Below are 24,535 nucleotides of genomic sequence, written 5' to 3'. Positions count from 1 at the left end.
TAAAATTTTTAAAAATGATTATTTTTAAGTTTAATTTAATTTTTTTAATTTGTAATTTTTTTTATTTTTGTTAATATCGCAAGAAGTCTAATAAATATTTCATCGATTTGTATTTGGCCATTTAATTTTTTAAATTTTAATTGAGTATTTTCTAATTGTTTTGATTGCATTAATTTTTGACGATTATATCAAGCTGTTTTGGGTGTTGTTTTAATAAAACGGTAAATTACTTTACTAGATTGTCCTAACAATGAAATTTGAATTAATAAATTTTATTGTTAATAATTTAAATGACTTCAATAAGTAAAATGATGACGAAAAGCATCAAAACTAGCCCGACATTTTTTGCATAAATATTTTTGTTTTCCTTCGGGATTATGGCCATTTTTAACACAATGATAAGATTTGCAATTAAGACATTTAATACCTTTATCTCTAAATTTTTGATCAATTTCATTTAAGCGTTTTTGTTTTTTGATTAATTCTGCTTCTTTTTTAACTTTTTCATAAAATTCTAAAAATTGATCATCTGTTAAACTATTTATTAATTCTGCAAGTATTTTTTCCATCAATTATTTACCTCTCTTTATATTTATAAAATATACCTAAAATTAGGTATATTTTATAAATATAAATATCAAGAATTTTCGACAAAATTAAAGAAAAGGTAGCCTGTAAAATGTTGGGGAAAAGTTTTCAGCATTAAGTTCTATAGACTGCACCCAAGCACAATAATTTTAGCTGTCTCGGGTGATTCATAATTTAAGTTAATAAATTCTTTAATTCCTTGTCAGTATTTTTTAGAGTTAATTTTTTTAACTTCATTAGTCATTGTTACTAGAAATTTGACATTATGCATTGTTTTTCGTATTGTTTTAGGATCTTTATAACCAGTATGAAAGACGGTTAAACGGATTCTTTTCTTAATTTTTAATCGTTTTTTGATTTGATAACTAATGGCATTGCGATATGCTTCATCGGTTTCAATATAAATAACCCCATCATGTTTTAGTTTTGTATCTGGTTCATCTAGCATTAGTTCTAACAAATGTTTAATATCAAACCGTTTAATAAGGTTAAAAATTGTTTTTTTTGTTATGTTAGCATTCCGATACATATTACAAATATCTTGATAACTAAAATTTATGCCTAATTTGCTGATTATTTCTAACGAAAAATCATAATCAAGTCGCTGATAACTTTCAATCCCTAATTGAATATCAAGTAAAAAGACCGTTTTTGGTTTTTTTGCCACTTGAAATTCTGGTTTTAAGATATATTTTCGTCGTTTAAAAGTAACTTCACCATTACGAAAAACCAAAGTTCGTTGATAAAATCCTTTTGGAATATAACGTGCTTTCCGTCAGTCCTTATTAAAAATATAGTTATCAATATATTCAAAAATATTTTTAAATAGTATTCAAGCTTCAGAACTAATTTCATTGTTTAAATAGGATAATAGTGCTGTAATAGGGATATTGGGGCTAATTTCATTAATTAAATCAATAAAAGAGTTATTATTTTCGTTTAAAAACTCTTGGATTCTAGTTATAATATTCATAGGATAGTTTTCTTTCTAATTTTTTTCAAACTTAATTATACTGAAAACTTTCTTTTTTATTTTCCCCAACTTTGGCAAAGCAATCAAAGATAAATTTGTCTTTTTCTTGGTTATTTTTGTTTTAATAGATAAATATTTATTAGAATAAGATATCACCAACCGAATAATTTATGCCCTCCAAATTTATCTTTAAAATTACCTTTATGGATTTCTTTAATAAATGTTTCATCGATTTGTATTTGGCCATTTAATTTTTTAAATTTTAATTGAGTATTTTATAATTGTTTTGATTGCATTAATTTTTGACGATTATATCAATCTGTTTTGGGTGTTGTTTTAATAAAACGGGAAATTACTTTACTAGATTGTCCTAACAATGAAATTTGAATTAATAAATTTTATTGTTCATAATTTAAATGACTTCAATAAGTAAAATGATGACGAAAAGCATCAAAACTAGCCCGACATTTTTTGCATAAATATTTTTGTTTTCCTTCGGGATTATGGCCATTTTTAACACAATGATAAGGTTTGCAATTAGGACATTTAATACCTTTATCTCTAAATTTTTGATCAATTTTATTTAAGCGTTTTTGTTTTTTGATTAATTCTGCTTCTTTTTTAACTTTTTCATAAAATTCTAAAAATTGATCATCTGTTAAACTATTTATTAATTCTGCAAGTATTTTTTCCATCAATTATTTACCTCTCTTTATATTATACTTTTTGCGATACTAACAAAAATAAAAAAATTACAAATAAAAAAATTAAATTAAACTTTAAAATAAGTATTTTTAAAAATTTTAATTGCTTTTTAAGCATAAATAACAAGGTATCGCAAGAAGTCTATTAAAAATATACCTAAAATTAGGTATATTTTATAAATATAAATATCAAGATTTTTCGACAAAATTAAAGAAAATTTTTAAACAAATGTCTTATCATCATTACTTTCCACCTCCATATACTAATAATATAATCATATTATATTGTTAATTATTTATCAAAATGATATTCTGGTTTCTTTGCTAACTTTTGTAAGGCATTGCGGGCGGCCAATTGCTCGGCTTCCTTGTGCGTATAACCGCACCCTTCGCCATACCGAATACCGCCAATTTCAGCAATAACAGTATATAAAACGCGGTTGCCTTCCAATGGTGGCGATTCTTTAACTAACTTATATTCTAATGTGCGGGCATAACCAGCCTGTAAAAATTCCTGTAATTCAGTTTTATAATCGCGAATTTGGTCAAAAAAACCAGGATTAGAAACCATGCGAATAAGAGTATTATTAATAAAGGTTCGGACAGTTTCTTCCCTCAAATCAAGATATAAGGCGGCCAGCATTGATTCATAAATATCGGCTAAAATCCGGTTTTTTTCATACCCTTTTGTTTTAATTTCTCCTTTTCCTAATAATAAAAAGGGTGCTCAATTCATCCGGTGCACTAATTCTGCTAAAGTTCCTTCCCGCACAATTTTACTACGTAAATTAGTAATTTCTCCTTCATTTTTATCGGGGAAACTTAAAAATAAATATAAGGAAATTTCTTTCGCTAAAATAGCATCCCCCAAAAATTCCATTCGTTGATAAGTATAAGTCAAATTATGCTCATTGGCATAAGAGTTATGTGTTAAGGCTTCTAAATAATATTGTTGTTTTTTAATAAAAATATGATACTGTTCAAAAAAAGCTTTTAATTCATGAAAAAGTTGTTGCGGGTGTTTATTTACAAACTGCATCGTATCATTAATCCCCCTTTAACAATTTTGCTGTCATTTTTTGGACAAAATCATTAACAACTGCATTACGAGTTAATTCTAAAGTATTAATTCATGATTTTTCATCACTACTACCATGGGTTTTAACAGCAATTGCCTTTAAACCGATGACTAATGCTGCCGCATTATTTCGATAGTCAAAGGTTTCGCACACGCATCGAAAAACTTTTCGCAACGATAGTGCTTTTAATTTTCGATAAAAGTTCTTTGTTAACTCGTGTTTAATTACACCCATTAAATTTTTAGCCATTCCCTCTAATGTTTTTAAAGCAATATTACCAGTAAAACCATCTGTTACAATAATATCAACAATATCACTAGTAATATCACGTGGTTCAATATTCCCCTTAAAAAAAAATTTGTTATTATTTGTTAATAATTTATAAGCTTCTTTATGATAATCTTTCCCTTTTGTTGTTTCTTCGCCAATGTTTAACATTGCAACAGTTGGTTTTGGATTATGCATAATTTCTTGAGCATAAACACTGGCCATAATTGCAAAATTAACAAGATCTTGGGCATCATTTTCTAAATTAGCCCCAACATCTAACATTAAAATCGACTTTCCTTTTTTAACGGTTGGAATAAAAGGCATAAAAGCTGACCGAGAAACACTAGGAATTTCGCCCACAAGAAAATGACATGCGGCTAAAAAAGCGGCTGTTGAACCACCTGAAACCAAAGCATCTACTTTTTGATCACGTAATAATTCCGCTCCCCGAACCATTGAACTATCTGGTTTACGCCGAACTTCCATCATTCCTTCTGTCATAGCAATTATTTCTGTTGTAGCAAAAATTTCATATTTAGTATTATCTAATTTTGTTTCTTCAGCAGCAGTTTTAAGCTCTTTTTCATTTCCGATTAAGATAAAAGTAACATCTTGATATTTTTTCATAAAAACTTTTAAAGCTCCGATAATCGGTGTAATACCTAAATCAGTTCCCATCATATCAATTGCAATTTTACTCATAATTAACTCTCCTAATTCTTTTTTAATTATAACAAATATTTTAACTAGTTATTTAAGAGTTTTCCTTTAATTTTCTTTAGATTGCGTTGCCAAAGTTGGGGAAAATAAAAAAGAAAGTTTTCAGTATAATTAAGTTTGAAAAAAATTAGAAAGAAAACTATCCTATGAATATTATAACTAGAATCCAAGAGTTTTTAAACGAAAATAATAACTCTTTTATTGATTTAATTAATGAAATTAGCCCCAATATCCCTATTACAGCACTATTATCCTATTTAAACAATGAAATTAGTTCTGAAGCTTGAATACTATTTAAAAATATTTTTGAATATATTGATAACTATATTTTTAATAAGGACTGACGGAAAGCGCGTTATATTACAAAAGGATTTTATCAACGAACTTTGATTTTTCGTAATGGTGAAGTTACTTTTAAACGACGAAAATATATCTTAAAACCAGAATTTCAAGTGGCAAAAAAACCAAAAACGGTCTTTTTACTTGATATTCAATTAGGAATTGAAAGTTATCAGCGACTTGATTATGATTTTTCGTTAGAAATAATCAGCAAATTAGGCATAAGTTTTAGTTATCAAGATATTTGTAATATTTATCGGAATGCTAACATAACAAAAAAAACAATTTTTAACCTTATTAAACGGTTTGATATTAAACATTTGTTAGAACTAATGCTAGATGAACCAGATACAAAATTAAAACATGATGGGGTTATTTATATTGAAACCGATGAAGCATATCGCAATGCCATTAGTTATCAAATCAAAAAACGATTAAAAATTAAGAAAATAATCCGTTTAACCGTCTTTCATACTGGTTATAAAGATCCTAAAACAATACGAAAAACAATGCATAATGTCAAATTTCTAGTAACAATGAATAATGAAGTTAAAAAAATTAACTCTAAAAAATACTGACAAGGAATTAAAGAATTTATTAACTTAAATTATGAATCACCCGAGACAGCTAAAATTATTGTGCTTGGTGATGGTGCACAATATATTTCAACGGTTGAAAAACACATCAATGTTGAATTTATCATTGATCGTTTCCATGTTATTAAAAAAATTAAAGATTGTCTCCGTGGTCCACGATATTATAAACGTTATTTATTTATAATAGACTGCACCCCGTTTAGTAAGTATTAATAAAAAGGTTTACAAACTTTCATTTATTATATCTTTTTCTTTTTGGTTTGAATATCATTTATTTCATTTTTTAACATCATTAATATATTCATTATGAGATTTATAATTTTTATTATGGATTGTTCCTTTTTTAAGTAATGAATGAAAACTTTCAATAATAATGTTGTCTGCACAATGATAATTTTTACCCATTGAAATTATAATTTTGTTATCTAAACATTTACTATTATAATCTTTAGATGTATATTGATATCCGTGATCTGAATGAATTATTGTTTTATTTAGATCTTTTTTTATTTTTTTAATTTTATTAATTGCAGCATTTAAATTATCAATTACAAGTTTGTTATTATTAAATTTTGATCATTTTACATCAATAATTTCTTTAGTATATCCATCAATTATTGTTGATTGATAATGTTTTTTACCATTTCAAATTAAATAAGTTACATCAGTAAATAAAATTGAAAATCTTTCTTTAATATCATTAAAATTACGATTTAATAAATCAGGATATTTAATTATATTTTTATTTCTATTTTGTTTTATTAATATTTTTCTACGCATACGCTTTACATATTCAGCTTGAATATTATTTTCTTTCATAATTCGTAATACTTTCTTAGCATTATAAACAATGCCATAATCTTCTTTTAAATATTTGGTAATTCGACGATAACCAAATTGTTTTAAATTTTCTTCATAGACTTTTACAATATTTTTTAATGATTCACTACCCTTACCACCATTACTTGAATAATTTTTATATTTATCTCAATAACTACGCTTTAAATCTGTTATATCAAGTAATAAATTTAGTGGATATTTATTAAGGTTTTCTTTGATAAAAAATACAATTTTTCTTTTATTTAATTGTAAAAGTCATGAAGCTTTTTTAGTAATTCATACCTAACTTTGTAATAGTTTAAATCTCTTTTTTTAAATGATTCTTTTTGACCTTTATTGGTGTTTAAAATCCCTTTCTTAAAATTTTCATACCATGAAGCAACAGTTTTTTTATTAATTGCATATTTTTTTGCAATAAAACTTATACTATTATTTTTAACCTCTTGTCCTATCCTTTTTCGAAAATCTGCTGTATATTTATTAAATTTTTGTCCTTTTCTTGCCATATAAAAATGCACCTCCTTTAAAGTTTAGCAAAGACTTTTTTTCTTTACTTACTTTTTTGGGTGCAGTCTATAAAAAATTAAAAAAGCAATTTTAAAATTAAACTGAAACAAGGTTACAAAATACCTTGAATAAGCTTATCAGCTTGTTAAAACCGAAGAAGCGAAAGGAAAGTTACAAGAAATATCTAATTATTTAATAACATACTATGGAGCAATTCAAAAATGAGAATATCAAGAAAATATTGGTTGTCGCATTGAAAGTTATATTGCTCGAATTATTAAAGTAATGTTTCGTTCAAAACCAAAAATATTTAATGAAAAAACGATTTACAAAGTAATGTTATTAAAACAATTGACAGCTAATGGGATTAATCCCTTTCAAGAACTAACAGAAATTAAAAATCTTCAAGTAAAAAATGAACAAATTACTTGAAGATGAATATTTAAAAAGATGAATAATCCAGAATTTAAACAATATAACTTACCAATATTAACCGCTTCTACATTATCAAATACTAAAACTCTTTTAAAGAAAATAGTTTATAATTATTATTAGAACTTAATGCTGAAAACTTTTCCCCAACATTTTACACGCTACCAATATGAAATTCTTAATTCTTTTAAATATCATGATAAAGTAATTTTTAAAACTTGCAATTCTGATTTAATAAAAGCAATTTGTTTTCTAATGTTTGTTTTTGTTTTTATCTTTGGAAGAGCTTCAAGCTTTTTTAAAACCTCATTCTCAACTTTTATTCTTTCATTTTCTTTTTTTAATAAATAGTTTTCACGTTCTAAGGGTTTTTTAAACTTATTTAATTCAAAATCTTTTCGCTTTTTTCGTTCTTTTAGAATTTCTTTATTTTGTTGAAATTGATTTACTCATTTTGAAATAGTTGCTAAACTAATATGATATTCTTTTGCTATTTCACTATAAGATTTATTGTTAATTGAATATTCATTAACAATTTTTTCTTTAAATTCAAAAGAATGATCTTTAGACCCTTTTATTTTACCTTTAACCATATAAAAATGTTTCTCCTAACTTTATATATTGCTGAATTATACTTGTAAGTGCAAGTATAATTCAGCAATATATAAAGTTAGGAGAAACATTGCAATTCACTATTAGATACCTTCTTTTTTTAAGTATTTTTTTTCTTTAATGAGGCTTTATATTCAATATAAGCTTTTTTATGATCCACATCTTGATATTGTTCAATTCCTTTTTTAATAATTTGTTTAACATTATTAGCAATTAACTCCGTTGGTTTTGTCATAAATGTATCGGGTTTAATTGGTTTATGAAACACAACATGCACATACTTCTTCCCGCGTTTTTTAAATTCTTTATTAAAAATTATATAAGAATTAACAATTGAAACAGGAATAATTGGTGCATGAGATTTTTGGGCAATTTTAAAACTTCCCGCATGGAATTCGCCAATTTCTTGGTTACGACTACATGTTCCCTCGGGAAAAACAACCATTGTTCGCGGTACACGAATTAAGTCATTAGCTTCTTTAATAACTTCTAGGGCTTGACGAGGATTTTCACGGTCTAAAAATAAAACATCAATTAATTTTAAAAAATTCTTATATGTCCGATCATTTGCTAATTCTTTTTTAGCAATAAAAGCACATGGCACTGTTTTATTAAAATCATTTAAAGCATACAATAACACTGGATCAACATTTGACTGATGATTTGCAATCATTAAACAACCTTTATCAATTCAATTATCCCGATCATGGGCAATTATTTTAACATCATATACTCATAACATATAACGTGTTCGTTTTTGCAATCAATGATAACGATATTCTTCTGAAACAATATTTGGATCATGTTTAATCTTTTTACTAATACTTCTTGCCTTAGTAATTGTTCGCAAAAATATTGGTCATGTTAGAATAATTTTTCAAATATTTACCATTTTAATTTTGTTCCTTTCTCTTATAATATTTTATTACAAATTGTTGATATTCGGCTGTTTTAATTAACGTAAATTGTATTAAATCAAATTCCGGAAAATAAGTATCTCCTTTGTAATTTCCTTTAATATAACTAATAATTAATTCATCAGCAACTGGTAATGTTGCCTGATAAATTTGTTGACCCCCACAAATATAAATATTCTCTGTTGGATTTTGATAATAAAAATTAATAATTGCTGATAAATCAGTTACCATTTTAACATCCGGATGGTTAATTTGATAATCTGGTTGGGTTGTTAAAACTAATGTTTTGCGGTTTGGAAGCAGATGACCAATTCCTTCATAAGTTAAACGCCCAAATAAAATTGTTTGTCCAAGAGTTGTTGCTTTAAAATGTTGCAATTCTTCAGCGATATGTCATGGTAATCGATTATTTTGTCCAATTAAATTATTTTCATCCATTGCTCATAATAACTTAATCATTATACTGCAACAGTTCCTTTAATCAATGGGGCTGGGTCATAATCCACCAGTGATATATCTTCAAATTTAAAATCAAATAAGGAAGTAATTGCTGGATTTAATTTTAAAGTCGGTAATTTGCGTGGTGTTCGTGTTAATTGTTCTTTAATTTGATCAAAATGATTTTTATAAATATGACAATCCCCAAAAGTATGGACAAAATCGCCAACTTCTAAACCAACAACTTGGGCAATCAAATGAGTTAATAAAGCATAACTGGCAATATTAAAAGGAACACCTAAAAAAACATCAGCACTACGTTGATATAATTGACAACTCAATTTATTATCTTTTGAAACATAAAATTGCATCAAAGTATGGCATGGTGGCAAAGCCATTTCATCAACTTCCTTTGGGTTTCAAGCACTAATAATATGACGACGAGAATAAGGGTTTTTTTTAAAATTCGTTAGTAATTTTGCTAACTGGTCCACCCCATCAAAGTTTCGTCATTGTTTCCCATATACTGGTCCTAAATCACCAAATTCCGCAGCAAAATTTGCATCAGTCTTAATTTTTTCTACAAATTCGGCTAATGTTTCATTATTATATTTTGCTGATTCTTTATATTTTTCATATGGTCATTCATTTCAAATTCGAATATCATGATCAACCAAATATTTAATGTTAGTATCGCCTTTAATAAGTCATAGCAATTCATAAACAACTGATTTAAAATGAAGTTTTTTTGTTGTTAAAATTGGAAAACCTTCTTTTAAATTAAAGCGCATTTGATAACCAAAAGCAGAAATTGTTCCAGTGTTTGTCCGATCATCTTTTTCTTGTCCATGCTCTAAAATAAAGTGAGTCATTTTAAGATATTGTTCCATCCTTTTCACCCTATTTTCTATTCTCACATACTTAAATCTTACCTTATTTTAAAAATAAAATCATCTGAAAAAACTTTAATTTTGTAGAAAAATCTTGATATTTATAAAATATACCTAATTTTAGATATATTTTATAAATATCAAGATTTTTCTACAAAATTAAAGAAAACCCTTATAAAATATAGAAATTTGTAAAAAGTCCATTTTAATAAAACCCAATAAAATCAGGATTTTATTAAAATATCAAGAGTTTTCGACAAAATTAAAGTAATAAGACCTATTTTTAAAGATAAATTTATTAAATAATTCATAATTTTGATTGTATATATATAATGTCAATAGATCTTGATAAAAAGTTTCAAGATCAAGATTAAAAAAGAAGAAAAACAAGTATGAAAAAATTACTTAGTTTATTAAGTGTATTAACTATTGGTGGAACTGCTGTACCAACAACAATTGCCGCTAGTAGTTATGAAAAAAGCTACGAAATTAAATGCCAAATTGTAAAGTTAAGTGCAACTAAATTATTTTTCTAACCAAATATTCGATTGGCGAAAGATAATTTAGTTGCACTTAACTTTACAATTTGGCTTAAATGGAATAATATTAAAATCTTTGCCAAAAATTAAACCTTTATTACTTAAATTAATAATTCCTAAGGCTGTAATTTTTCCATTATCAGCATTACCCACTAAATTCATATAACTTTGATTATTTTTTAATTTTAGTTCTTGTAAAGAAATTAAATTTTCTTGTAAATATTTAGCATTAACATTTAATTCATATGCTTTAACTGCTGTTGCTACTAATTCTTTTATTCCCATTTGATTATTCATAATTATTTCTCTCCTTTATTTATTTTGAATTTAATTCCATTAACACCAATAGTATTAATGTTTTTATTACTATCTCATTGTTTTTTAATTTCGTTTTTAACAATTTGTTCATCAACAATTAAATAATTTTTAATTAAATTAATAAGTTCTAATTTATCAGCATTTTGTAAAAAATCATCATTAACACCCAAAATATCAATATCTTTAATTAATATTTTTTCTTTCCGAAATTTACTAGTAGTTTTTTCTAAATCTTGTTCTATTTTTGCTACATCTTCCATAACACGAACTTGTTCATCTTCAATTTGGTCCATGTCTAACCCCATATCAGGCGTTAAGTTATTAGCATATTCAACCCTATTTTCTTGTTCTTGTTTTTTAGTTTGAATAAACTGTTGTTGTTTTAAGTATTGAACTTGTATTAGGCTATTTTTAATTTCAATTTTATTATTTTGAAGTACTTTTTCTAAATTAATAATATTAACTCTAATTCGATTTACTTCATCTTTAAAATCTTTTATTAATTCTAATGGTTCTCTAAAAACAAAATCAATTTTACTAATAGCACTGGGTATATCTTTTAAATGTATATCTTGATAACCATTTAATGCATAATGATTAAGATGACGATATATAAAATCTGCTAATTCTTTACCATGATTATCAATTCAATTTTTAATCGGTAATGCTTTTAAACTTAATTCTTTAAAAGCATTACCTTTTAAATAAAATGGATAGGTAATATTTTTAATTTGATTATTTAACTTTAAATCTGCCATAATTAAATTTACTCCAAATCCATTTCACTTATTAAATTATCAATATATTCGTAAGCAGTCTCTTCTGAATAACATTCTTCTAATGCGATATTAAATAAATCTTCTTCGCTATAAACATAACCACTTTCATCTTTTCACATATTATTCATAATTTATCACTTCGTAGTCTGCTTCTTCATCTTCTAAATAATCATCTATTAAACTTTTAACCTCATCAATTTCATATCATTTTAAATTTAAATCAAAATCTTTTGGCAATGAAATATTACCTACATGTCGCTCTTCATTACCAAATTTAAGATATAAATTTAATTCTCAACTCATATCATAGTCACTATCAATTTGTGCATAAATAATATCTTTATTACTAATTTTTAATGCGTTATTATTAATTCATTTTTCATTTAAGTAATCACTAATACAATATGACATTTTCTTATTCCTCCTAATTATTTTTATTGTTTAATGCTCAATGTTCATCAGTAATATCTTCTTGTGATACTGAATAACTTTTAAGCATTAATTCATTCAATTTATTTTCTTTATTGCATTCTTTATGAAAACAATAACTTCAATATCTTTGTTTAAGACAAATTTTATTTAACTTTTTCATATAAACCTCCTAAATTATTTGATTGATTTTTTTCTCAATTTGTAATATTTTTCAACCATCTGATGCTAAATCTAAAATATCGTTAATTTTGTAATGTTGCATATAAGAAGCAATAACGTCTCATTTATCTTCAAATAAATTTAAATACATTTTTGCCCATTCTAAACATTGCAAATCATAATGATTTTTATGATGAGAAATACGACAATTAACAGGTTGACAATTCACTCAATCAAATAATGTTGTTATTTCATTTCAAGTTTTATTAATATACAAACTTTTATATTCCATTATATTTCCTCCTATTTTTAATTCGCTGGCACTCACTCCCAAGTGAAAGTGCCAAAGCGAGAATTAGTTATATAAGTATTTATCTATTTATTTACTACGCCATCCGCTTCACTGGGAGTGAGCGGTGGCGATAATATATTTAATATTTGTTTATTATTAGATAATAGACAGTTGTTTTTATGAGGTAAAGCCAGAGAATTCTCTCTCTTCTTCCGCACCATTTCAGGTCAAAGCGTTCAGTTTTTAAAATAAATTCACTTGCACCTTGAAGAGCCTGGTGCTGGCGTTGTGGTTTGTAGAACCGCTGCCATCCTCTATGGGACAATATATATCGCAAATTTATTTATAATCTATTTTTATTGTCGTTCGATGTTGACCTTGCACTTATCACGACTATCGCTTAGTTTAAATATAACCAGCGCCGATTTACATGTTTCCTCATACACTATTTCAGTACTTGCCTCGGCTGGCTGTGGGAATGAGCTTAAACTCATGTTCTTATGGAAGCACTTAGTTATTTAAAATAACCGTCCCACACTGCATTAAGTTGTTTTATAAAATCAAAGTTTAAAAGAACCAGTTTCTCAATCAAAGATAATTTTTGAATTTTCTAATTTTTTATAAAACCGCGTTTGTTTTTTATCTTTTGTACGATTTAATAAATCTTTATGTTTTTCACAAGTTCATAAAACTTTATTTGATAAAAATTCTTCGGTAATTAATGATATTGCTTTATAGCAATTATCAACATCACAGATTGTTTGTTGCGTATTAATTTCCATTACTTACTCCTTCCTTTAATATTAAGTTTTTTCATTTATTAGCCAAATTAATTAACTAAAACAGAGAAAGGACAACACCTTAAAATTGGAGAAAAAAAGGTACACTTTGTAAAGATTTATAAGATATTTAATAAATGTGTAAACAACTTTAAGTTAATGAAAAAGTTGCGATAAAAAGTTTCTATTTTAAGAATTTAAGATGCTGCCCTTTCTCTGAATTAATTAATAATTATGGGTTTACAAATAAAAAAACAACCCTTTTATTTAACAAGAGTTTTTTTTGGAGGTTCATCGTACACGATGCCAAAAAATAAAAAAAGATCTAAATAAAACAATAATTCATTCAGATCACGGATATCAATATACATCTAAAGATTATAATAGTAAATGTTTAGATAACAAAATTATAATTTCAATGGGTAAAAATTATCATTGTGCAGACAACATTATTATTGAAAGTTTTCATTCATTACTTAAAAAAGGAACAATCCATAATAAAAATTATAAATCTCATAATGAATATATTAATGATGTTAAAAAATGAAATAAATGATATTCAAACCAAAAAGAAAAAGATATAATAAATGAAAGTTTGTAAACCTTTTTATTAATACTTACTAAACAGGGTGCAGTCTAGTCTTTAACCGCTTTTTTATTATAGTTCTTGTTATTTTAAATTTTGTAAAATTGATTCAATACTATTAGCATTATCTAATGAATGATCAAAAATAAATTCTAAATCAGGACAACGATAAATTTCTAATTTATGTGCTAATTTACTACGGATTTCATTTTTATACTTTTTCACAATAGGATTAAGCTCTGCTTCTGGTTTATTTAATAATGATGAATAATAAACCTTGGCATGGCCTAAATCATTTGATAATTTTACCACATGCACTGATAAAGTATTTAAAATCTCATCGCGAATTTCGCGTTGCATAATAATTGTTAAATCACGAGCAATCAAAGATTGCATTCTTTCAACTTTAATTTTATTTGCCATTGTCTCACCTTTTTTCTAACTTATTAATATTATAGCAAAGAATTTCCTAAAACGAATAATTTCTTTAATTTTGATTGCGTTGCCAAAGTTGGGGAAAATAAAAAAGAATTTTATGATAATATGTAAATATATCACTAGACTGCACCCCGTTTAGTAAGTATTAATAAAAAGGTTTACAAACTTTCATTTATTATATCTTTTTCTTTTTGGTTTGAATATCATTTATTTCATTTTTTAACATCATTAATATATTCATTATGAGATTTATAATTTTTATTATGGATTGTTCCTTTTTTAAGTAATGAATGAAAACTTTCAATAATAATGTTGTCTGCACAATGATAATTTTTACCCATTGAAATTATAATTTTGTTATCTAAACATTTACTATTATAATCTTTAGATGTATATTGATATCCGTGATCTGAATGAATTATTGTTTTATTTAGATCTTTTTTTATTTTTTTAATTTTATTAATTGCAGCATTTAAATTATCAATTACAAGTTTGTTATTATTAAATTTTGATCATTTTACATCAATAATTTCTTTAGTATATCCATCAAGTATTGTTGATTGATAATGTTTTTTACCATTTCAAATTAAATAAGTTACATCAGTAAATAAAATTGAAAATCTTTCTTTAATATCATTAAAATTACGATTTACTAAATCAGGATATTTAATTATATTTTTATTTCTATTTTGTTTTATTAATATTTTTCTACGCATACGCTTTACATATTCAGCTTGAATATTATTTTCTTTCATAATTCGTAATACTTTCTTAGCATTATAAACAATGCCATAATCTTCTTTTAAATATTTGGTAATTCGACGATAACCAAATTGTTTCAAATTTTCTTCATAGACTTTTACAATATTCTTTAATGATTCGCTATCCTTACCATTACTTGAATAATTTTTATATTTATCTCAATAACTACGCTTTAAATTTGTTACATCAAGTAATAAATTTAGTGGATATTTATTAAGGTTTTCTTTGATAAAAAATACAATTTTTCTTTTATTTAATTGTAAAAGTCATGAAGCTTTTTTAGTAATTCATACCTAACTTTGTAATAGTTTAAATCTCTTTTTTCAAATGATTCTCTTGGACCTTTATTGGTGTTTAAAATTCCTTTCTTAAAATTTTCATACCATGAAGCAACAGTTTTTTTATTAATTGCATATTTTTTTGCAATAAAACTTATACTATTATTTTTAACCTCTTGTCCTATCCTTTTTCGAAAATCTGCTGTATATTTATTAAATTTTTGTCCTTTTCTTGCCATATAAAAATGCACCTCCTTTAAAAGTTTAGCAAAGACTTTTTTTCTTTACTTACTTTTTTGGGTGCAGTCTACACGGAGGGATTATGAAACGTTGAAATTATCGAATTTGATACAAAGATTATTTTTGATATTATAAAGTAATAATTGCTATCTTATCTTTTGCTTTTTTAACTTATGGGTTTTTATATGGATATTTTTAAAGAATTTCTTTAATTTTGTCGAAAAATATTGATATTTATAAAATATATCTAAAATTAGGTATTTTTTTAATATAAAGAGAGGTAAATAATTGATGAAAAAAATACTTGCAGAATTAATAAATGGTTTAACAGATGATCAATTTTTAGAATTTTATGAAAAAGTTAAAAAAGAAGCAGAATTAATCAAAAAACAAAAACGCTTAAATGAAATTGATCAAAAATTTAGAGATAAAGGTATTAAATGTCCTAATTGCAAATCTTATCATTGTGTTAAAAATGGCCATAATCCCGAAGGAAAACAAAAATATTTATGCAAAAAATGTCGGGCTAGTTTTGATGCTTTTCGTCATCATTTTACTTATTGAAGTCATTTAAATTATGAACAATAGACTTCTTGCGATACCTTATTATTTATGCTTAAAAAGCAATTAAAATTTTTAAAAATAATTATTTTAAAGTGCTGAATTATACTTGTAAGTGCAAGTAAATAAAATTGCAAAAAATCTCATATAAAAATTTTATGATGCTAAGTTTATTTTAGAAAAAATAAAGCAAGGAGTTTTTATATGGGATATAAACATCTTGGCATAGATGAAAGAATTTATATTGAGAATCAATTGAAGTTTAAAATAAAAATTAGTGAAATAGCTAAAAATCTTAATCGAAGTATTAGTACTATTATTCGAGAAGTTAATAGAAATAAAGATAATAATCATTATTTTTCATTAATTGCACAAAATAAAGCAGAAAATAGAAAACAATCACATATTTATTTTCATAAGTTTAAAAATAGAGAATTAGTAAAATATGTACAACAAAAATTATTATTAGGTTGATCACCCGAACAAATTTATGGCAGAATTAAAAATTTTCATAAAGAATGAATTATTAGTTTTAAAACAATTTACAATTGAATTTATTCTGGATTACTTGAAAAAGTTACTAATAAAAATTTAAGAAGAAAAGGTAAGAAACGAAAATATCAAGAAAATCGGGGTAAATTTAATGGTAAATCAATTAAAGAACGAAATGCTAATGTTAATAATCGCGTAACTCTTGGTCATTGAGAAGGTGATACCGTAGTATCATCACGAGGTAAAAGTAAATCATGTTTAATAACTTTAGTTGAAAGAACATCAAGATTTACTTTAGCAATATTAGTTGAAAATAGAACTACTAAAGTTATTAACGAAAATATTAGCCATTATTTATCAATTCTGCCAAATAATCTTGTTAAGACTATAACATTTGATCGTGGTAAAGAATTTGCTAATTGACAACAACTTGAAAAAAATTTAAATGTGAAAATTTATTTTGCTAATGCATATTCACCCTGACAAAGAAGTACTAATGAAAATACTAATGGTTTAATTAGAGAAAAATTTCCTAAAAAATTTAATTTTTCAAACACTACTAAAAATGCAGTTCATAAATTTATATTGTCTTTAAACCAAAGACCAAGAAAAATACTAAATTATCTTTCGCCAATCGAATATTTGGTTAGAAAAATAATTTAGTTGCACTTAACTTTACAATTTGGCAAGTTTAATTTAATTTTTTTAATTTGTAATTTTTTTTATTTTTGTTAGTATCGCAAGAAGTCTAATAAATATTTCATCGATTTGTATTTGGTCATTTAATTTTTTAAATTTTAATTGATTATTTTCTAATTGTTTTGATTGCATTAATTTTTGACGATTATATCAAGCTGTTTTGGGTGTTGTTTTAATAAAACGGGAAATTACTTTACTAGATTGTCCTAACAATAAAATTTGAATTATTAGGATTCTTGCGATACTAACAAAAATAAAAAAAATTACAAATTAAAAAAATTAAATTAAACTTTAAAATAATTATTTTTAAAAATTTTAATTGCTTTTTAAGCATAAATAATAAGATACCGCAAGAAGTCTAATATATAAAAGTTTGTAAACCTTTTTATTAATACTTACTAAACGGGGTAGTTGCTGTTAAGCGACTTTAGACTGACTAAAAGAGATTGAATAAAAAAATAACCTTACGGTTATTTTTTTAAATTTGAAACATGTTTCTTTAAATTATAGAATGTTTTAATTCCATCATATTCGGCTACCGTTCCTAATTCATCTTCAATTGCTAATAAACGATTATATTTGGCAATACGGTCACTTCTTGACATACTTCCTGTCTTAATTTGACCAGTATTTAAAGCAACAGCTAAGTCAGCGATTGTTGAGTCTTCTGTTTCTCCTGAACGGTGTGAAACAACGGCTGTTCAACCAGCTTTTTGTGCTAATTGAATTGTATCAATTGTTTCGGTAACTGTTCCAATTTGGTTTAATTTAATTAAAATTGAATTCGCTGCATTATGAGCAATTCCTTCTGCCGTAATTTTTGGATTTGTTACAAATAAGTCATCACCAACAATTTGGATTTTATGCCCCATTGTTTTAACTTGTAATTCAAAACCAGATCAATCATTTTCTGCTAAACCATCTTCAATTGAAATAATTGGATATTTATCAACTAATTTGTCTAAATATTTAATTAATTCTTCTGTTGTCATTGCATAGTATTTACCCGTAACTTTTTCAATTTTCTTAAAGTGATATTTTTTATCTTCAAAGTATAATTCTGATGAAGCACAATCCATTGCGATCATAACCCCATCTTCTCCTGCTTTATATCCCGCTGTTTTAATCGCTTCAACAATTAAGTCTAATGCAACTTCAGCTGGAGTTTTTGCTTGGAATGATTCTAAAATTTGGTCTTTATATGCTCAATTAAAATGCGGAGCAAACCCACCTTCATCGCCAACGGCAGTAATATCTCCTTTATCATGTAAGATTTTCTTTAAAATATGGAAAATTTCTGATGATCATCTTAAAGCTTCTTTAAATGTTTCAGCTCCAACAGGCATAATCATAAATTCTTGGAAATCAATTGCACTATCGGCATGTTCTCCTCCATTAATAATATTTAACATTGGAACTGGTAGTTTTTTTCCATTAGCACCACCCAAGTATCGATATAATGGCATTTCTAATTCGCAAGCAGCAGCTTTGACAACAGCCATTGATACTCCTAACATTGCATTAGCTCCTAAATTTTTCTTAAATTCAGTTCCATCTAAGGCAATCATGGCGTGGTCAATTGCAACTTGATTTGTTGCTTCCATTCCAACTAGTAATTCGGCAATTTTTGTATTAACATTCCCAACTACTTTTAAAACACCTTTACCTTGATAACGGCCTTTGTCACCGTCTCTTAATTCTAATGCTTCACGGCTCCCTGTTGAAGCTCCTGATGGAACCATCGCTGAACCATATCCACCAAATTCTGTTCAAGCTTCAACTTGAACAGTTGGATTTCCTCGTGAATCAATTACTTCACGAGCATTAATTTTCTCTATTCTCGACATAATTTTGTACTCTCCTTCTAAGTGTATATTATCATTATATTATTTGTTCAAAAAATAGTAAACAAAATCATTTAATTTTGTCGAAAACTCTTGATATTTATAAAATATATCTAAAATTAGGTATATTTTTAATATAAAGAAAGGTAAATAATTGATGGAAAAAACACTTGCAGAATTAATAAATAGTTTAACAAATGATCAATTTTTAGAATTTTATGAAAAAGTTAAAAAAGAAGCAGAATTAATCAAAAAGCTGAATTATACTTGTAAGTGCAAGTAAATAAAATTGCAAAAAATCTCATATAAAAATTTTATGATGCTAAGTTTATTTTAGAAAAAATAAAGCAAGGAGTTTTTATATGGGATATAAACATCTTGGCATAGATGAAAGAATTTATATTGAGAATCAATTGAAGTTTAAAATAAAAATTAGTGAAATAGCTAAAAATCTTAATCGAAGTATTAGTACTATTATTCGAGAAGTTAATAGAAATAAAGATAATAATCATTATTTTTCATTAATTGCACAAAATAAAGCAGAAAATAGAAAACAATCACATATTTATTTTCATAAGTTTAAAAATAGAGAATTAGTAAAATATGTACAACAAAAATTATTATTAGGTTGATCACCCGAACAAATTTATGGCAGAATTAAAAATTTTCATAAAGAATGAATTATTAGTTTTAAAACAATTTACAATTGAATTTATTCTGGATTACTTGAAAAAGTTACTAATAAAAATTTAAGAAGAAAAGGTAAGAAACGAAAATATCAAGAAAATCGGGGTAAATTTAATGGTAAATCAATTAAAGAACGAAATGCTAATGTTAATAATCGCGTAACTCTTGGTCATTGAGAAGGTGATACCGTAGTATCATCACGAGGTAAAAGTAAATCATGTTTAATAACTTTAGTTGAAAGAACATCAAGATTTACTTTAGCAATATTAGTTGAAAATAGAACTACTAAAGTTATTAACGAAAATATTAGCCATTATTTATCAATTCTGCCAAATAATCTTGTTAAGACTATAACATTTGATCGTGGTAAAGAATTTGCTAATTGACAACAACTTGAAAAAAATTTAAATGTGAAAATTTATTTTGCTAATGCATATTCACCCTGACAAAGAGGTACTAATGAAAATACTAATGGTTTAATTAGAGAAAAATTTCCTAAAAAATTTAATTTTTCAAACACTACTAAAAATGCAGTTCATAAATTTATATTGTCTTTAAACCAAAGACCAAGAAAAATACTAAATTATCTTTCGCCAATCGAATATTTGGTTAGAAAAATAATTTAGTTGCACTTAACTTTACAATTTGGCAAAAACAAAAACGCTTAAATGAAATTGATCAAAAATTTAGAGATAAAGGTATTAAATGTCCTAATTGCAAATCTTATCATTATGTTAAAAATGGCCATAATCCCGAAGGAAAACAAAAATATTTATGCAAAAAATGTCGGGCTAGTTTTGATGCTTTTCGTCATCATTTTACTTATTGAAGTCATTTAAATTATGAACAATAAAATTTATTAATTCAAATTTCATTGTTAGGACAATCTAGTAAAGTAATTTCCCGTTTTATTAAAACAAAACCCAAAACAGCTTGATATAATCGTCAAAAATTAATGCCATCAAAATAATTAGAAAATACTCAATTAAAATTTAAAAAATTAAATGGCCAAATACAAATCGATGAAACATTTATTAAATAAATCCATAAAGGTAATTTTAAAGATAAATTTGATAAACGAAAAACTCATCTTGATCCATTTTCCACTAACACTAAATTTTGTATTCAAATGGCGGTTGATACTAATAATAATATTTTTGTTCAATCCACTAATACCAAACGATTACAAAAACAGTGAATTATTGAAAATATGAATACAAAATTAATTAACAAAAATTCCATTATTATTTCTGATATGCAACCATTATATTTATTAGTAGCAAAACAAACAAGTTCTACTTTATATGCCACTAAAACTAGGACAAATCCTGATGCCAGTTATCGAAAATTAAATAAAATTAGTAAATTATAGACTGCACCCAAAAAAGTAAGTAAAGAAAAAAAAGTCTTTGCTAAACTTTTAAAGGAGGTGCATTTTTATATGGCAAGAAAAGGACAAAAATTTAATAAATATACAGCAGATTTTCGAAAAAGGATAGGACAAGAGGTTAAAAATAATAGTATAAGTTTTATTGCAAAAAAATATGCAATTAATAAAAAAACTGTTGCTTCATGGTATGAAAATTTTAAGAAAGGGATTTTAAACACCAATAAAGGTCCAAAAGAATCATTTAAAAAAAGAGATTTAAACTATTACAAAGTTAGGTATGAATTACTAAAAAAGCTTCATGACTTTTACAATTAAATAAAAGAAAAATTGTATTTTTTATCAAAGAAAACCTTAATAAATATCCACTAAATTTATTACTTGATGTAACAGATTTAAAGCGTAGTTATTGAGATAAATATAAAAATTATTCAAGTACTGGTAAGGATAGCGAATCATTAAAGAATATTGTAAAAGTCTATGAAGAAAATTTAAAACAATTTGGTTATCGTCGAATTACCAAATATTTAAAAGAAGATTATGGCATTGTTTATAACGCTAAGAAAGTATTACGAATTATGAAAGAAAATAATATTCAAGCTGAATATGTAAAGCGTATGCGTAGAAAAATATTAATAAAACAAAATAGAAATAAAAATATAATTAAATATCCTGATTTAGTAAATCGTAATTTTAATGATATTAAAGAAAGATTTTCGATTTTATTTACTGATGTAACTTATTTAATTTGAAATGGTAAAAAACATTATCAATCAACAATAATTGATGGATATACTAAAGAAATTATTGATGTAAAATGATCAAAATTTAATAATAACAAACTTGTAATTGATAATTTAAATGCTGCAATTAATAAAATTAAAAAAATAAAAAAAGATCTAAATAAAACAATAATTCATTCAGATCACGGATATCAATATACATCTAAAGATTATAATAGTAAATGTTTAGATAACAAAATTATAATTTCAATGGGTAAAAATTATCATTGTGCAGACAACATTATTATTGAAAGTTTTCATTCATTACTTAAAAAAGGAACAATCCATAATAAAAATTATAAATCTCATAATGAATATATTAATGATGTTAAAAAATGAAATAAATGATATTCAAACCAAAAAGAAAAAGATATAATAAATAAAAGTTTGTAAACCTTTTTATTAATACTTACTAAACGGGGTGCAGTCTATTATACCCGCCTAATTTATATTTTTTATTTTTAATTATATTTTATAGAAATATTCTTAATAAGAAAAGCCGGCAACGCAATCCAGTTAAAATAAACATTGCAAATTAAAGAAAAGTTTTATTTTTTTTTGATATAATACAGTGATAAGAGAGCAAATATTATGCTCGCATTTTTTAAGAAATGAGGTGAGGTTATGAGGAAAATTAAAGAGTTAATTGATATTAATAAAATTGAGAAGAATTTACATTACAATGAATTACATCAAAAAAATCAAACTCGTAAGCAAGAAACGCCACTAGAAATGATGAAGCGGATTAAGGCACCTCATATTGGTTTTTTTAAGTTAGTTGCGATTTATTATCGTCGTTATATTTTACGTTCATTGACAATTTTACTAACATTGGTATTGAGTTCCACTTCAATTGTTATAATGACTTTTTTAATTAACCAGTTAATGAGTGAAATTTTATATGAATTTGGGGATGACCCAATGGCAATAACAATCAGATTAAGATGATATATATGATTAATTATTATTGGGGCTGATTTATTAGTAGCCATAATCACAACTAATGTTCGAGAACGAGTAGGTGGGATGTTAGGTCGGAATATTGAAATTGATGTCCGTAATGCGGTGTTAAATAATTTAGTTAATTTAAACATTGGTTATTATTCTGATAAAAAAATTGGAGAAACAATGACAAAATTAATTAATGATACCCAAGTAATTGGTGATGAATCACAGTTAACACCAGCTAACTTAATTAGTATTCCAATTATTTTTATTGGTAGTGCTATTTCATTGTTAAATATTGATTGAAAATTAGCATTAATTTGTTTAGGCTCAACAGCATTATTTATGACTGCTGTTGCCGTAACTTTTCGTTCACAAGCAGCAGAAACAGAAAATGTTCGTGCTAAAATTACTGATGTTAATGGGGATGTAACAGATCGTATTGCTTCAATTGCTTTAATTAAATCAACTGGAACGGAAGAATATGAACGTGTTCGTTTTGAACAAATTCATAAAGAATATTACTGTGTTAATCGTCGTTTGAATCGGATTCAAGCTCGTATGACAACAACTATTATTTTATGTGCTTTGAGTTTGACAGTTATTGTTGTTTTAGCAAGTATTATTTTATATAATAATAAAGAAGAAGAACATACTAACCGTATTATGAAAATTTTACCAGCCTTCATTACCGGGGTTAATACATTAGCCTTTCCAATTTGAACATTGACAGGGTTAGTGCCCGGATTAGCACGGGCAACCGCGTCAACAAAAAGAATTATTCAATTAATTCGTGTTGATACAACAATTAAACCAAACCGTAATGCTCCAGCAGTAAAAGAAGTTAAAGGAAATATTATCTTAAAAGATATTGTTTTTGAATATCCCGAAAAACCCGGAGTTACTATTTTACCAAAAACAACAGTTACTTTTGAAAAAGGAAAAAATTATGCTTTTGTTGGGGAAACAGGAAGTGGTAAATCAACAATTTCAAAATTATTATTACGTTTTTATGACCCAACAAGTGGTGAAGTTATTGTTAATAATACTAATTTAAAAGAATTAAATTTATCAAGTTATTTAACGCATGTTGGATATGTGGAACAAGAACCAAAAATTTTATTTGGAGATGTTATGTATAATGTTAAATACGGAATGTTTAATGCTACGGATGAAGAAGTTGTTGAAGCTTGTAAAAAAGCTAATCTGCATGAGTTAGTGATGGGTTGAAAAGACGGTTATAATACCATTTTAGGAGAACGTGGTTTCATGTTATCTGGGGGGCAAAAACAACGGTTAGTTATTGCCCGAATGATTTTAGAAAATCCCCAAATTCTAATCTTAGATGAAGCTACAAGTGCTTTGGATAATATTGTTGAAAAAGAAATTCAAACGGAATTAGAAAAAATTATGGTTGGCAAAACAACAATTTCAATTGCCCACCGGTTAAGTACCATTAAAAATGTTGATCAAATTTTTGTATTAGGAAAAGGACAAGGAATTATTCAAAATGGAACATATGAGGAATTAATTGCGATTGATGGTCCTTTCCGTGATCTGCATCGCGCTGGCTATAAAGGAAATTAAAAAAGTGTTAAAAAGACTGCACCCATTTTAGTAGGTATTAATAA

Annotated in this window: 37 protein-coding genes and 1 pseudogene; 14 read left to right on the top strand and 24 right to left on the bottom strand. The window is 25.6% G+C overall.

What is annotated here, in order from left to right:
- Positions 1-44 precede the first annotated feature (44 nt).
- The 6 genes from ACQH23_RS03105 to plsX form a co-directional block, all read right to left on the bottom strand.
- Complete coding sequence (locus ACQH23_RS03105) at positions 45-251, bottom strand: hypothetical protein (RefSeq protein WP_425378885.1); 207 nt, start codon at positions 249-251, stop codon at positions 45-47.
- A gap of 27 nt (positions 252-278) precedes the next feature.
- A complete protein-coding gene (locus tag ACQH23_RS03100; RefSeq protein WP_425378884.1) occupies positions 279-569 on the bottom strand; it encodes an IS1/IS1595 family N-terminal zinc-binding domain-containing protein in 291 nt (96 codons plus the stop codon).
- Positions 570-709: 140 nt separating this feature from the next.
- Positions 710-1,561, bottom strand: a complete 852-nt coding sequence (locus ACQH23_RS03095) for a UPF0236 family transposase-like protein (protein ID WP_425378883.1) — start codon at positions 1,559-1,561, stop codon at positions 710-712.
- Positions 1,562-1,959: 398 nt separating this feature from the next.
- Positions 1,960-2,256 (bottom strand): IS1/IS1595 family N-terminal zinc-binding domain-containing protein, encoded by a 297-nt coding sequence (locus ACQH23_RS03090; RefSeq protein WP_425378882.1) that lies wholly within the window; start codon positions 2,254-2,256, stop codon positions 1,960-1,962.
- Positions 2,257-2,557: 301 nt separating this feature from the next.
- The gene (gene rnc, locus ACQH23_RS03085) at positions 2,558-3,304 is read right to left on the bottom strand and encodes a ribonuclease III (protein WP_425378881.1); all 747 of its coding nucleotides are present in this window, start codon (positions 3,302-3,304) and stop codon (positions 2,558-2,560) included.
- A gap of 7 nt (positions 3,305-3,311) precedes the next feature.
- Entirely contained in the window at positions 3,312-4,316 is a 1,005-nt protein-coding gene (gene plsX, locus ACQH23_RS03080) for a phosphate acyltransferase PlsX (protein WP_425378880.1), read from the bottom strand.
- A gap of 164 nt (positions 4,317-4,480) precedes the next feature.
- Here plsX and ACQH23_RS03075 point away from each other — a divergent pair, with 164 nt between their 5' ends.
- On the top strand, positions 4,481-5,482 hold the full coding sequence (locus ACQH23_RS03075; RefSeq protein ID WP_425378879.1) for a UPF0236 family transposase-like protein: 1,002 nt from the start codon (positions 4,481-4,483) through the stop codon (positions 5,480-5,482).
- 9 nt (positions 5,483-5,491) lie between these two features.
- On the opposite strand, the gene ACQH23_RS03070 is transcribed toward ACQH23_RS03075, so the two are convergent.
- The gene (locus ACQH23_RS03070; RefSeq protein WP_425378878.1) at positions 5,492-6,088 is read right to left on the bottom strand and encodes a DDE-type integrase/transposase/recombinase; all 597 of its coding nucleotides are present in this window, start codon (positions 6,086-6,088) and stop codon (positions 5,492-5,494) included.
- Positions 6,089-6,351: 263 nt separating this feature from the next.
- Positions 6,352-6,615, bottom strand: a complete 264-nt coding sequence (locus ACQH23_RS03065) for a hypothetical protein (protein ID WP_425378877.1) — start codon at positions 6,613-6,615, stop codon at positions 6,352-6,354.
- Positions 6,616-6,901: 286 nt separating this feature from the next.
- On the opposite strand from ACQH23_RS03065, the gene ACQH23_RS03060 reads away from it, so the two are divergent.
- Positions 6,902-7,171 carry a hypothetical protein gene (locus ACQH23_RS03060; RefSeq protein ID WP_425378876.1) on the top strand — a complete coding sequence of 90 codons (270 nt, stop codon included), beginning with the start codon at positions 6,902-6,904 and terminating at the stop codon, positions 7,169-7,171.
- 38 nt (positions 7,172-7,209) lie between these two features.
- Here the strand turns inward: ACQH23_RS03060 and ACQH23_RS03055 are convergent, their stop codons facing one another.
- From ACQH23_RS03055 to thyA, 4 genes are all read right to left on the bottom strand, one after another.
- Positions 7,210-7,641 (bottom strand): transposase, encoded by a 432-nt coding sequence (locus ACQH23_RS03055; protein ID WP_425378875.1) that lies wholly within the window; start codon positions 7,639-7,641, stop codon positions 7,210-7,212.
- 119 nt (positions 7,642-7,760) lie between these two features.
- On the bottom strand, positions 7,761-8,510 hold the full coding sequence (locus tag ACQH23_RS03050; protein ID WP_425378874.1) for a lysophospholipid acyltransferase family protein: 750 nt from the start codon (positions 8,508-8,510) through the stop codon (positions 7,761-7,763).
- A gap of 43 nt (positions 8,511-8,553) precedes the next feature.
- Positions 8,554-9,036 carry a dihydrofolate reductase gene (locus ACQH23_RS03045; RefSeq protein WP_425378873.1) on the bottom strand — a complete coding sequence of 161 codons (483 nt, stop codon included), beginning with the start codon at positions 9,034-9,036 and terminating at the stop codon, positions 8,554-8,556.
- Positions 9,036-9,905: a thymidylate synthase gene (thyA, locus tag ACQH23_RS03040; protein WP_425378872.1), complete on the bottom strand. Its 870-nt coding sequence runs from the start codon at positions 9,903-9,905 to the stop codon at positions 9,036-9,038. Before thyA ends, ACQH23_RS03045 begins: the two co-directional genes overlap by 1 nt.
- 392 nt (positions 9,906-10,297) lie before the next feature.
- Between thyA and ACQH23_RS03035 the strand changes: the two genes are divergently transcribed.
- A complete protein-coding gene (locus ACQH23_RS03035) occupies positions 10,298-10,441 on the top strand; it encodes a hypothetical protein (protein WP_425378871.1) in 144 nt (47 codons plus the stop codon).
- A 27-nt stretch (positions 10,442-10,468) separates the two neighbouring features.
- On the opposite strand, the gene ACQH23_RS03030 is transcribed toward ACQH23_RS03035, so the two are convergent.
- From ACQH23_RS03030 to ACQH23_RS03000, 7 genes are all read right to left on the bottom strand, one after another.
- Positions 10,469-10,741 carry a hypothetical protein gene (locus ACQH23_RS03030; RefSeq protein WP_425378870.1) on the bottom strand — a complete coding sequence of 91 codons (273 nt, stop codon included), beginning with the start codon at positions 10,739-10,741 and terminating at the stop codon, positions 10,469-10,471.
- Between the two features lie 2 nt (positions 10,742-10,743).
- The gene (locus tag ACQH23_RS03025; RefSeq protein WP_425378869.1) at positions 10,744-11,520 is read right to left on the bottom strand and encodes a hypothetical protein; all 777 of its coding nucleotides are present in this window, start codon (positions 11,518-11,520) and stop codon (positions 10,744-10,746) included.
- Positions 11,521-11,528: 8 nt separating this feature from the next.
- Positions 11,529-11,669 (bottom strand): hypothetical protein, encoded by a 141-nt coding sequence (locus ACQH23_RS03020; protein ID WP_425378868.1) that lies wholly within the window; start codon positions 11,667-11,669, stop codon positions 11,529-11,531.
- A complete protein-coding gene (locus ACQH23_RS03015; protein WP_425377994.1) occupies positions 11,662-11,952 on the bottom strand; it encodes a hypothetical protein in 291 nt (96 codons plus the stop codon). The genes ACQH23_RS03020 and ACQH23_RS03015 overlap by 8 nt, the downstream gene beginning before the upstream one ends.
- A gap of 13 nt (positions 11,953-11,965) precedes the next feature.
- A complete protein-coding gene (locus ACQH23_RS03010; protein ID WP_425378867.1) occupies positions 11,966-12,133 on the bottom strand; it encodes a hypothetical protein in 168 nt (55 codons plus the stop codon).
- 9 nt (positions 12,134-12,142) lie between these two features.
- The gene (locus ACQH23_RS03005) at positions 12,143-12,460 is read right to left on the bottom strand and encodes a hypothetical protein (protein WP_425378425.1); all 318 of its coding nucleotides are present in this window, start codon (positions 12,458-12,460) and stop codon (positions 12,143-12,145) included.
- Positions 12,461-12,966: 506 nt separating this feature from the next.
- A complete protein-coding gene (locus tag ACQH23_RS03000; protein ID WP_425378676.1) occupies positions 12,967-13,206 on the bottom strand; it encodes a hypothetical protein in 240 nt (79 codons plus the stop codon).
- Positions 13,207-13,486: 280 nt separating this feature from the next.
- On the opposite strand from ACQH23_RS03000, the gene ACQH23_RS02995 reads away from it, so the two are divergent.
- On the top strand, positions 13,487-13,804 hold the full coding sequence (locus ACQH23_RS02995) for a hypothetical protein (protein ID WP_425378866.1): 318 nt from the start codon (positions 13,487-13,489) through the stop codon (positions 13,802-13,804).
- 69 nt (positions 13,805-13,873) lie between these two features.
- Here ACQH23_RS02995 and rbfA read toward each other — a convergent pair whose 3' ends face one another.
- The 3 genes from rbfA to ACQH23_RS02980 all read right to left on the bottom strand — a co-directional run bounded on the left by rbfA (position 13,874) and on the right by ACQH23_RS02980 (position 15,506).
- Entirely contained in the window at positions 13,874-14,212 is a 339-nt protein-coding gene (rbfA, locus tag ACQH23_RS02990; protein WP_425378865.1) for a 30S ribosome-binding factor RbfA, read from the bottom strand.
- 173 nt (positions 14,213-14,385) lie between these two features.
- Positions 14,386-15,069, bottom strand: coding sequence for an IS3 family transposase (locus ACQH23_RS02985; RefSeq protein ID WP_425377723.1), 684 nt, complete (start codon positions 15,067-15,069; stop codon positions 14,386-14,388).
- Between the two features lie 173 nt (positions 15,070-15,242).
- Positions 15,243-15,506, bottom strand: a complete 264-nt coding sequence (locus ACQH23_RS02980) for a hypothetical protein (protein WP_425378864.1) — start codon at positions 15,504-15,506, stop codon at positions 15,243-15,245.
- Positions 15,507-15,798: 292 nt separating this feature from the next.
- Here ACQH23_RS02980 and ACQH23_RS02975 point away from each other — a divergent pair, with 292 nt between their 5' ends.
- Both ACQH23_RS02975 and ACQH23_RS02970 read left to right on the top strand, forming a co-directional pair.
- On the top strand, positions 15,799-16,095 hold the full coding sequence (locus tag ACQH23_RS02975; protein ID WP_425378863.1) for an IS1/IS1595 family N-terminal zinc-binding domain-containing protein: 297 nt from the start codon (positions 15,799-15,801) through the stop codon (positions 16,093-16,095).
- Positions 16,096-16,272: 177 nt separating this feature from the next.
- Complete coding sequence (locus tag ACQH23_RS02970; RefSeq protein ID WP_425378862.1) at positions 16,273-17,223, top strand: IS30 family transposase; 951 nt, start codon at positions 16,273-16,275, stop codon at positions 17,221-17,223.
- Positions 17,224-17,265: 42 nt separating this feature from the next.
- Here the strand turns inward: ACQH23_RS02970 and ACQH23_RS02965 are convergent, their stop codons facing one another.
- Both ACQH23_RS02965 and eno read right to left on the bottom strand, forming a co-directional pair.
- Positions 17,266-17,472 carry a hypothetical protein gene (locus ACQH23_RS02965; protein WP_425378861.1) on the bottom strand — a complete coding sequence of 69 codons (207 nt, stop codon included), beginning with the start codon at positions 17,470-17,472 and terminating at the stop codon, positions 17,266-17,268.
- Positions 17,473-17,729: 257 nt separating this feature from the next.
- Positions 17,730-19,106 (bottom strand): phosphopyruvate hydratase, encoded by a 1,377-nt coding sequence (gene eno, locus ACQH23_RS02960; protein WP_425378860.1) that lies wholly within the window; start codon positions 19,104-19,106, stop codon positions 17,730-17,732.
- Positions 19,107-19,260: 154 nt separating this feature from the next.
- Between eno and ACQH23_RS02955 the strand changes: the two genes are divergently transcribed.
- The 8 genes and pseudogenes from ACQH23_RS02955 to ACQH23_RS02920 all read left to right on the top strand — a co-directional run bounded on the left by ACQH23_RS02955 (position 19,261) and on the right by ACQH23_RS02920 (position 24,491).
- On the top strand, positions 19,261-19,386 hold the full coding sequence (locus tag ACQH23_RS02955) for a hypothetical protein (protein ID WP_425378859.1): 126 nt from the start codon (positions 19,261-19,263) through the stop codon (positions 19,384-19,386).
- 79 nt (positions 19,387-19,465) lie between these two features.
- Positions 19,466-20,416 carry an IS30 family transposase gene (locus tag ACQH23_RS02950; protein ID WP_425377887.1) on the top strand — a complete coding sequence of 317 codons (951 nt, stop codon included), beginning with the start codon at positions 19,466-19,468 and terminating at the stop codon, positions 20,414-20,416.
- Positions 20,413-20,643: an IS1/IS1595 family N-terminal zinc-binding domain-containing protein gene (locus ACQH23_RS02945; RefSeq protein WP_425379298.1), complete on the top strand. Its 231-nt coding sequence runs from the start codon at positions 20,413-20,415 to the stop codon at positions 20,641-20,643. The genes ACQH23_RS02950 and ACQH23_RS02945 overlap by 4 nt, the downstream gene beginning before the upstream one ends.
- A 276-nt stretch (positions 20,644-20,919) precedes the next feature.
- Positions 20,920-21,162 carry a hypothetical protein gene (locus ACQH23_RS02940; protein WP_425378858.1) on the top strand — a complete coding sequence of 81 codons (243 nt, stop codon included), beginning with the start codon at positions 20,920-20,922 and terminating at the stop codon, positions 21,160-21,162.
- Between the two features lie 69 nt (positions 21,163-21,231).
- Positions 21,232-21,495 (top strand): hypothetical protein, encoded by a 264-nt coding sequence (locus ACQH23_RS02935; RefSeq protein WP_425377850.1) that lies wholly within the window; start codon positions 21,232-21,234, stop codon positions 21,493-21,495.
- Positions 21,462-21,734 (top strand): annotated as a pseudogene (locus ACQH23_RS02930) (hypothetical protein); the annotation flags it as partial. The gene ACQH23_RS02935 and the pseudogene ACQH23_RS02930, both read left to right, overlap by 34 nt.
- 21 nt (positions 21,735-21,755) lie before the next feature.
- Positions 21,756-22,352 (top strand): DDE-type integrase/transposase/recombinase, encoded by a 597-nt coding sequence (locus tag ACQH23_RS02925; protein WP_425377849.1) that lies wholly within the window; start codon positions 21,756-21,758, stop codon positions 22,350-22,352.
- A gap of 231 nt (positions 22,353-22,583) precedes the next feature.
- Positions 22,584-24,491, top strand: a complete 1,908-nt coding sequence (locus ACQH23_RS02920; RefSeq protein ID WP_425378857.1) for an ABC transporter ATP-binding protein — start codon at positions 22,584-22,586, stop codon at positions 24,489-24,491.
- Positions 24,492-24,535: the final 44 nt, after the last annotated feature.

Origin of the sequence: Spiroplasma endosymbiont of Polydrusus pterygomalis (genome assembly GCF_964030635.1) — a bacterium.
Taxonomy (GTDB): domain Bacteria; phylum Bacillota_I; class Bacilli_A; order Mycoplasmatales; family Mycoplasmataceae; genus Spiroplasma.
Note: the sequence above shows the minus strand (reverse complement) of the source record. Positions and strands in the feature narration are given on the sequence as shown.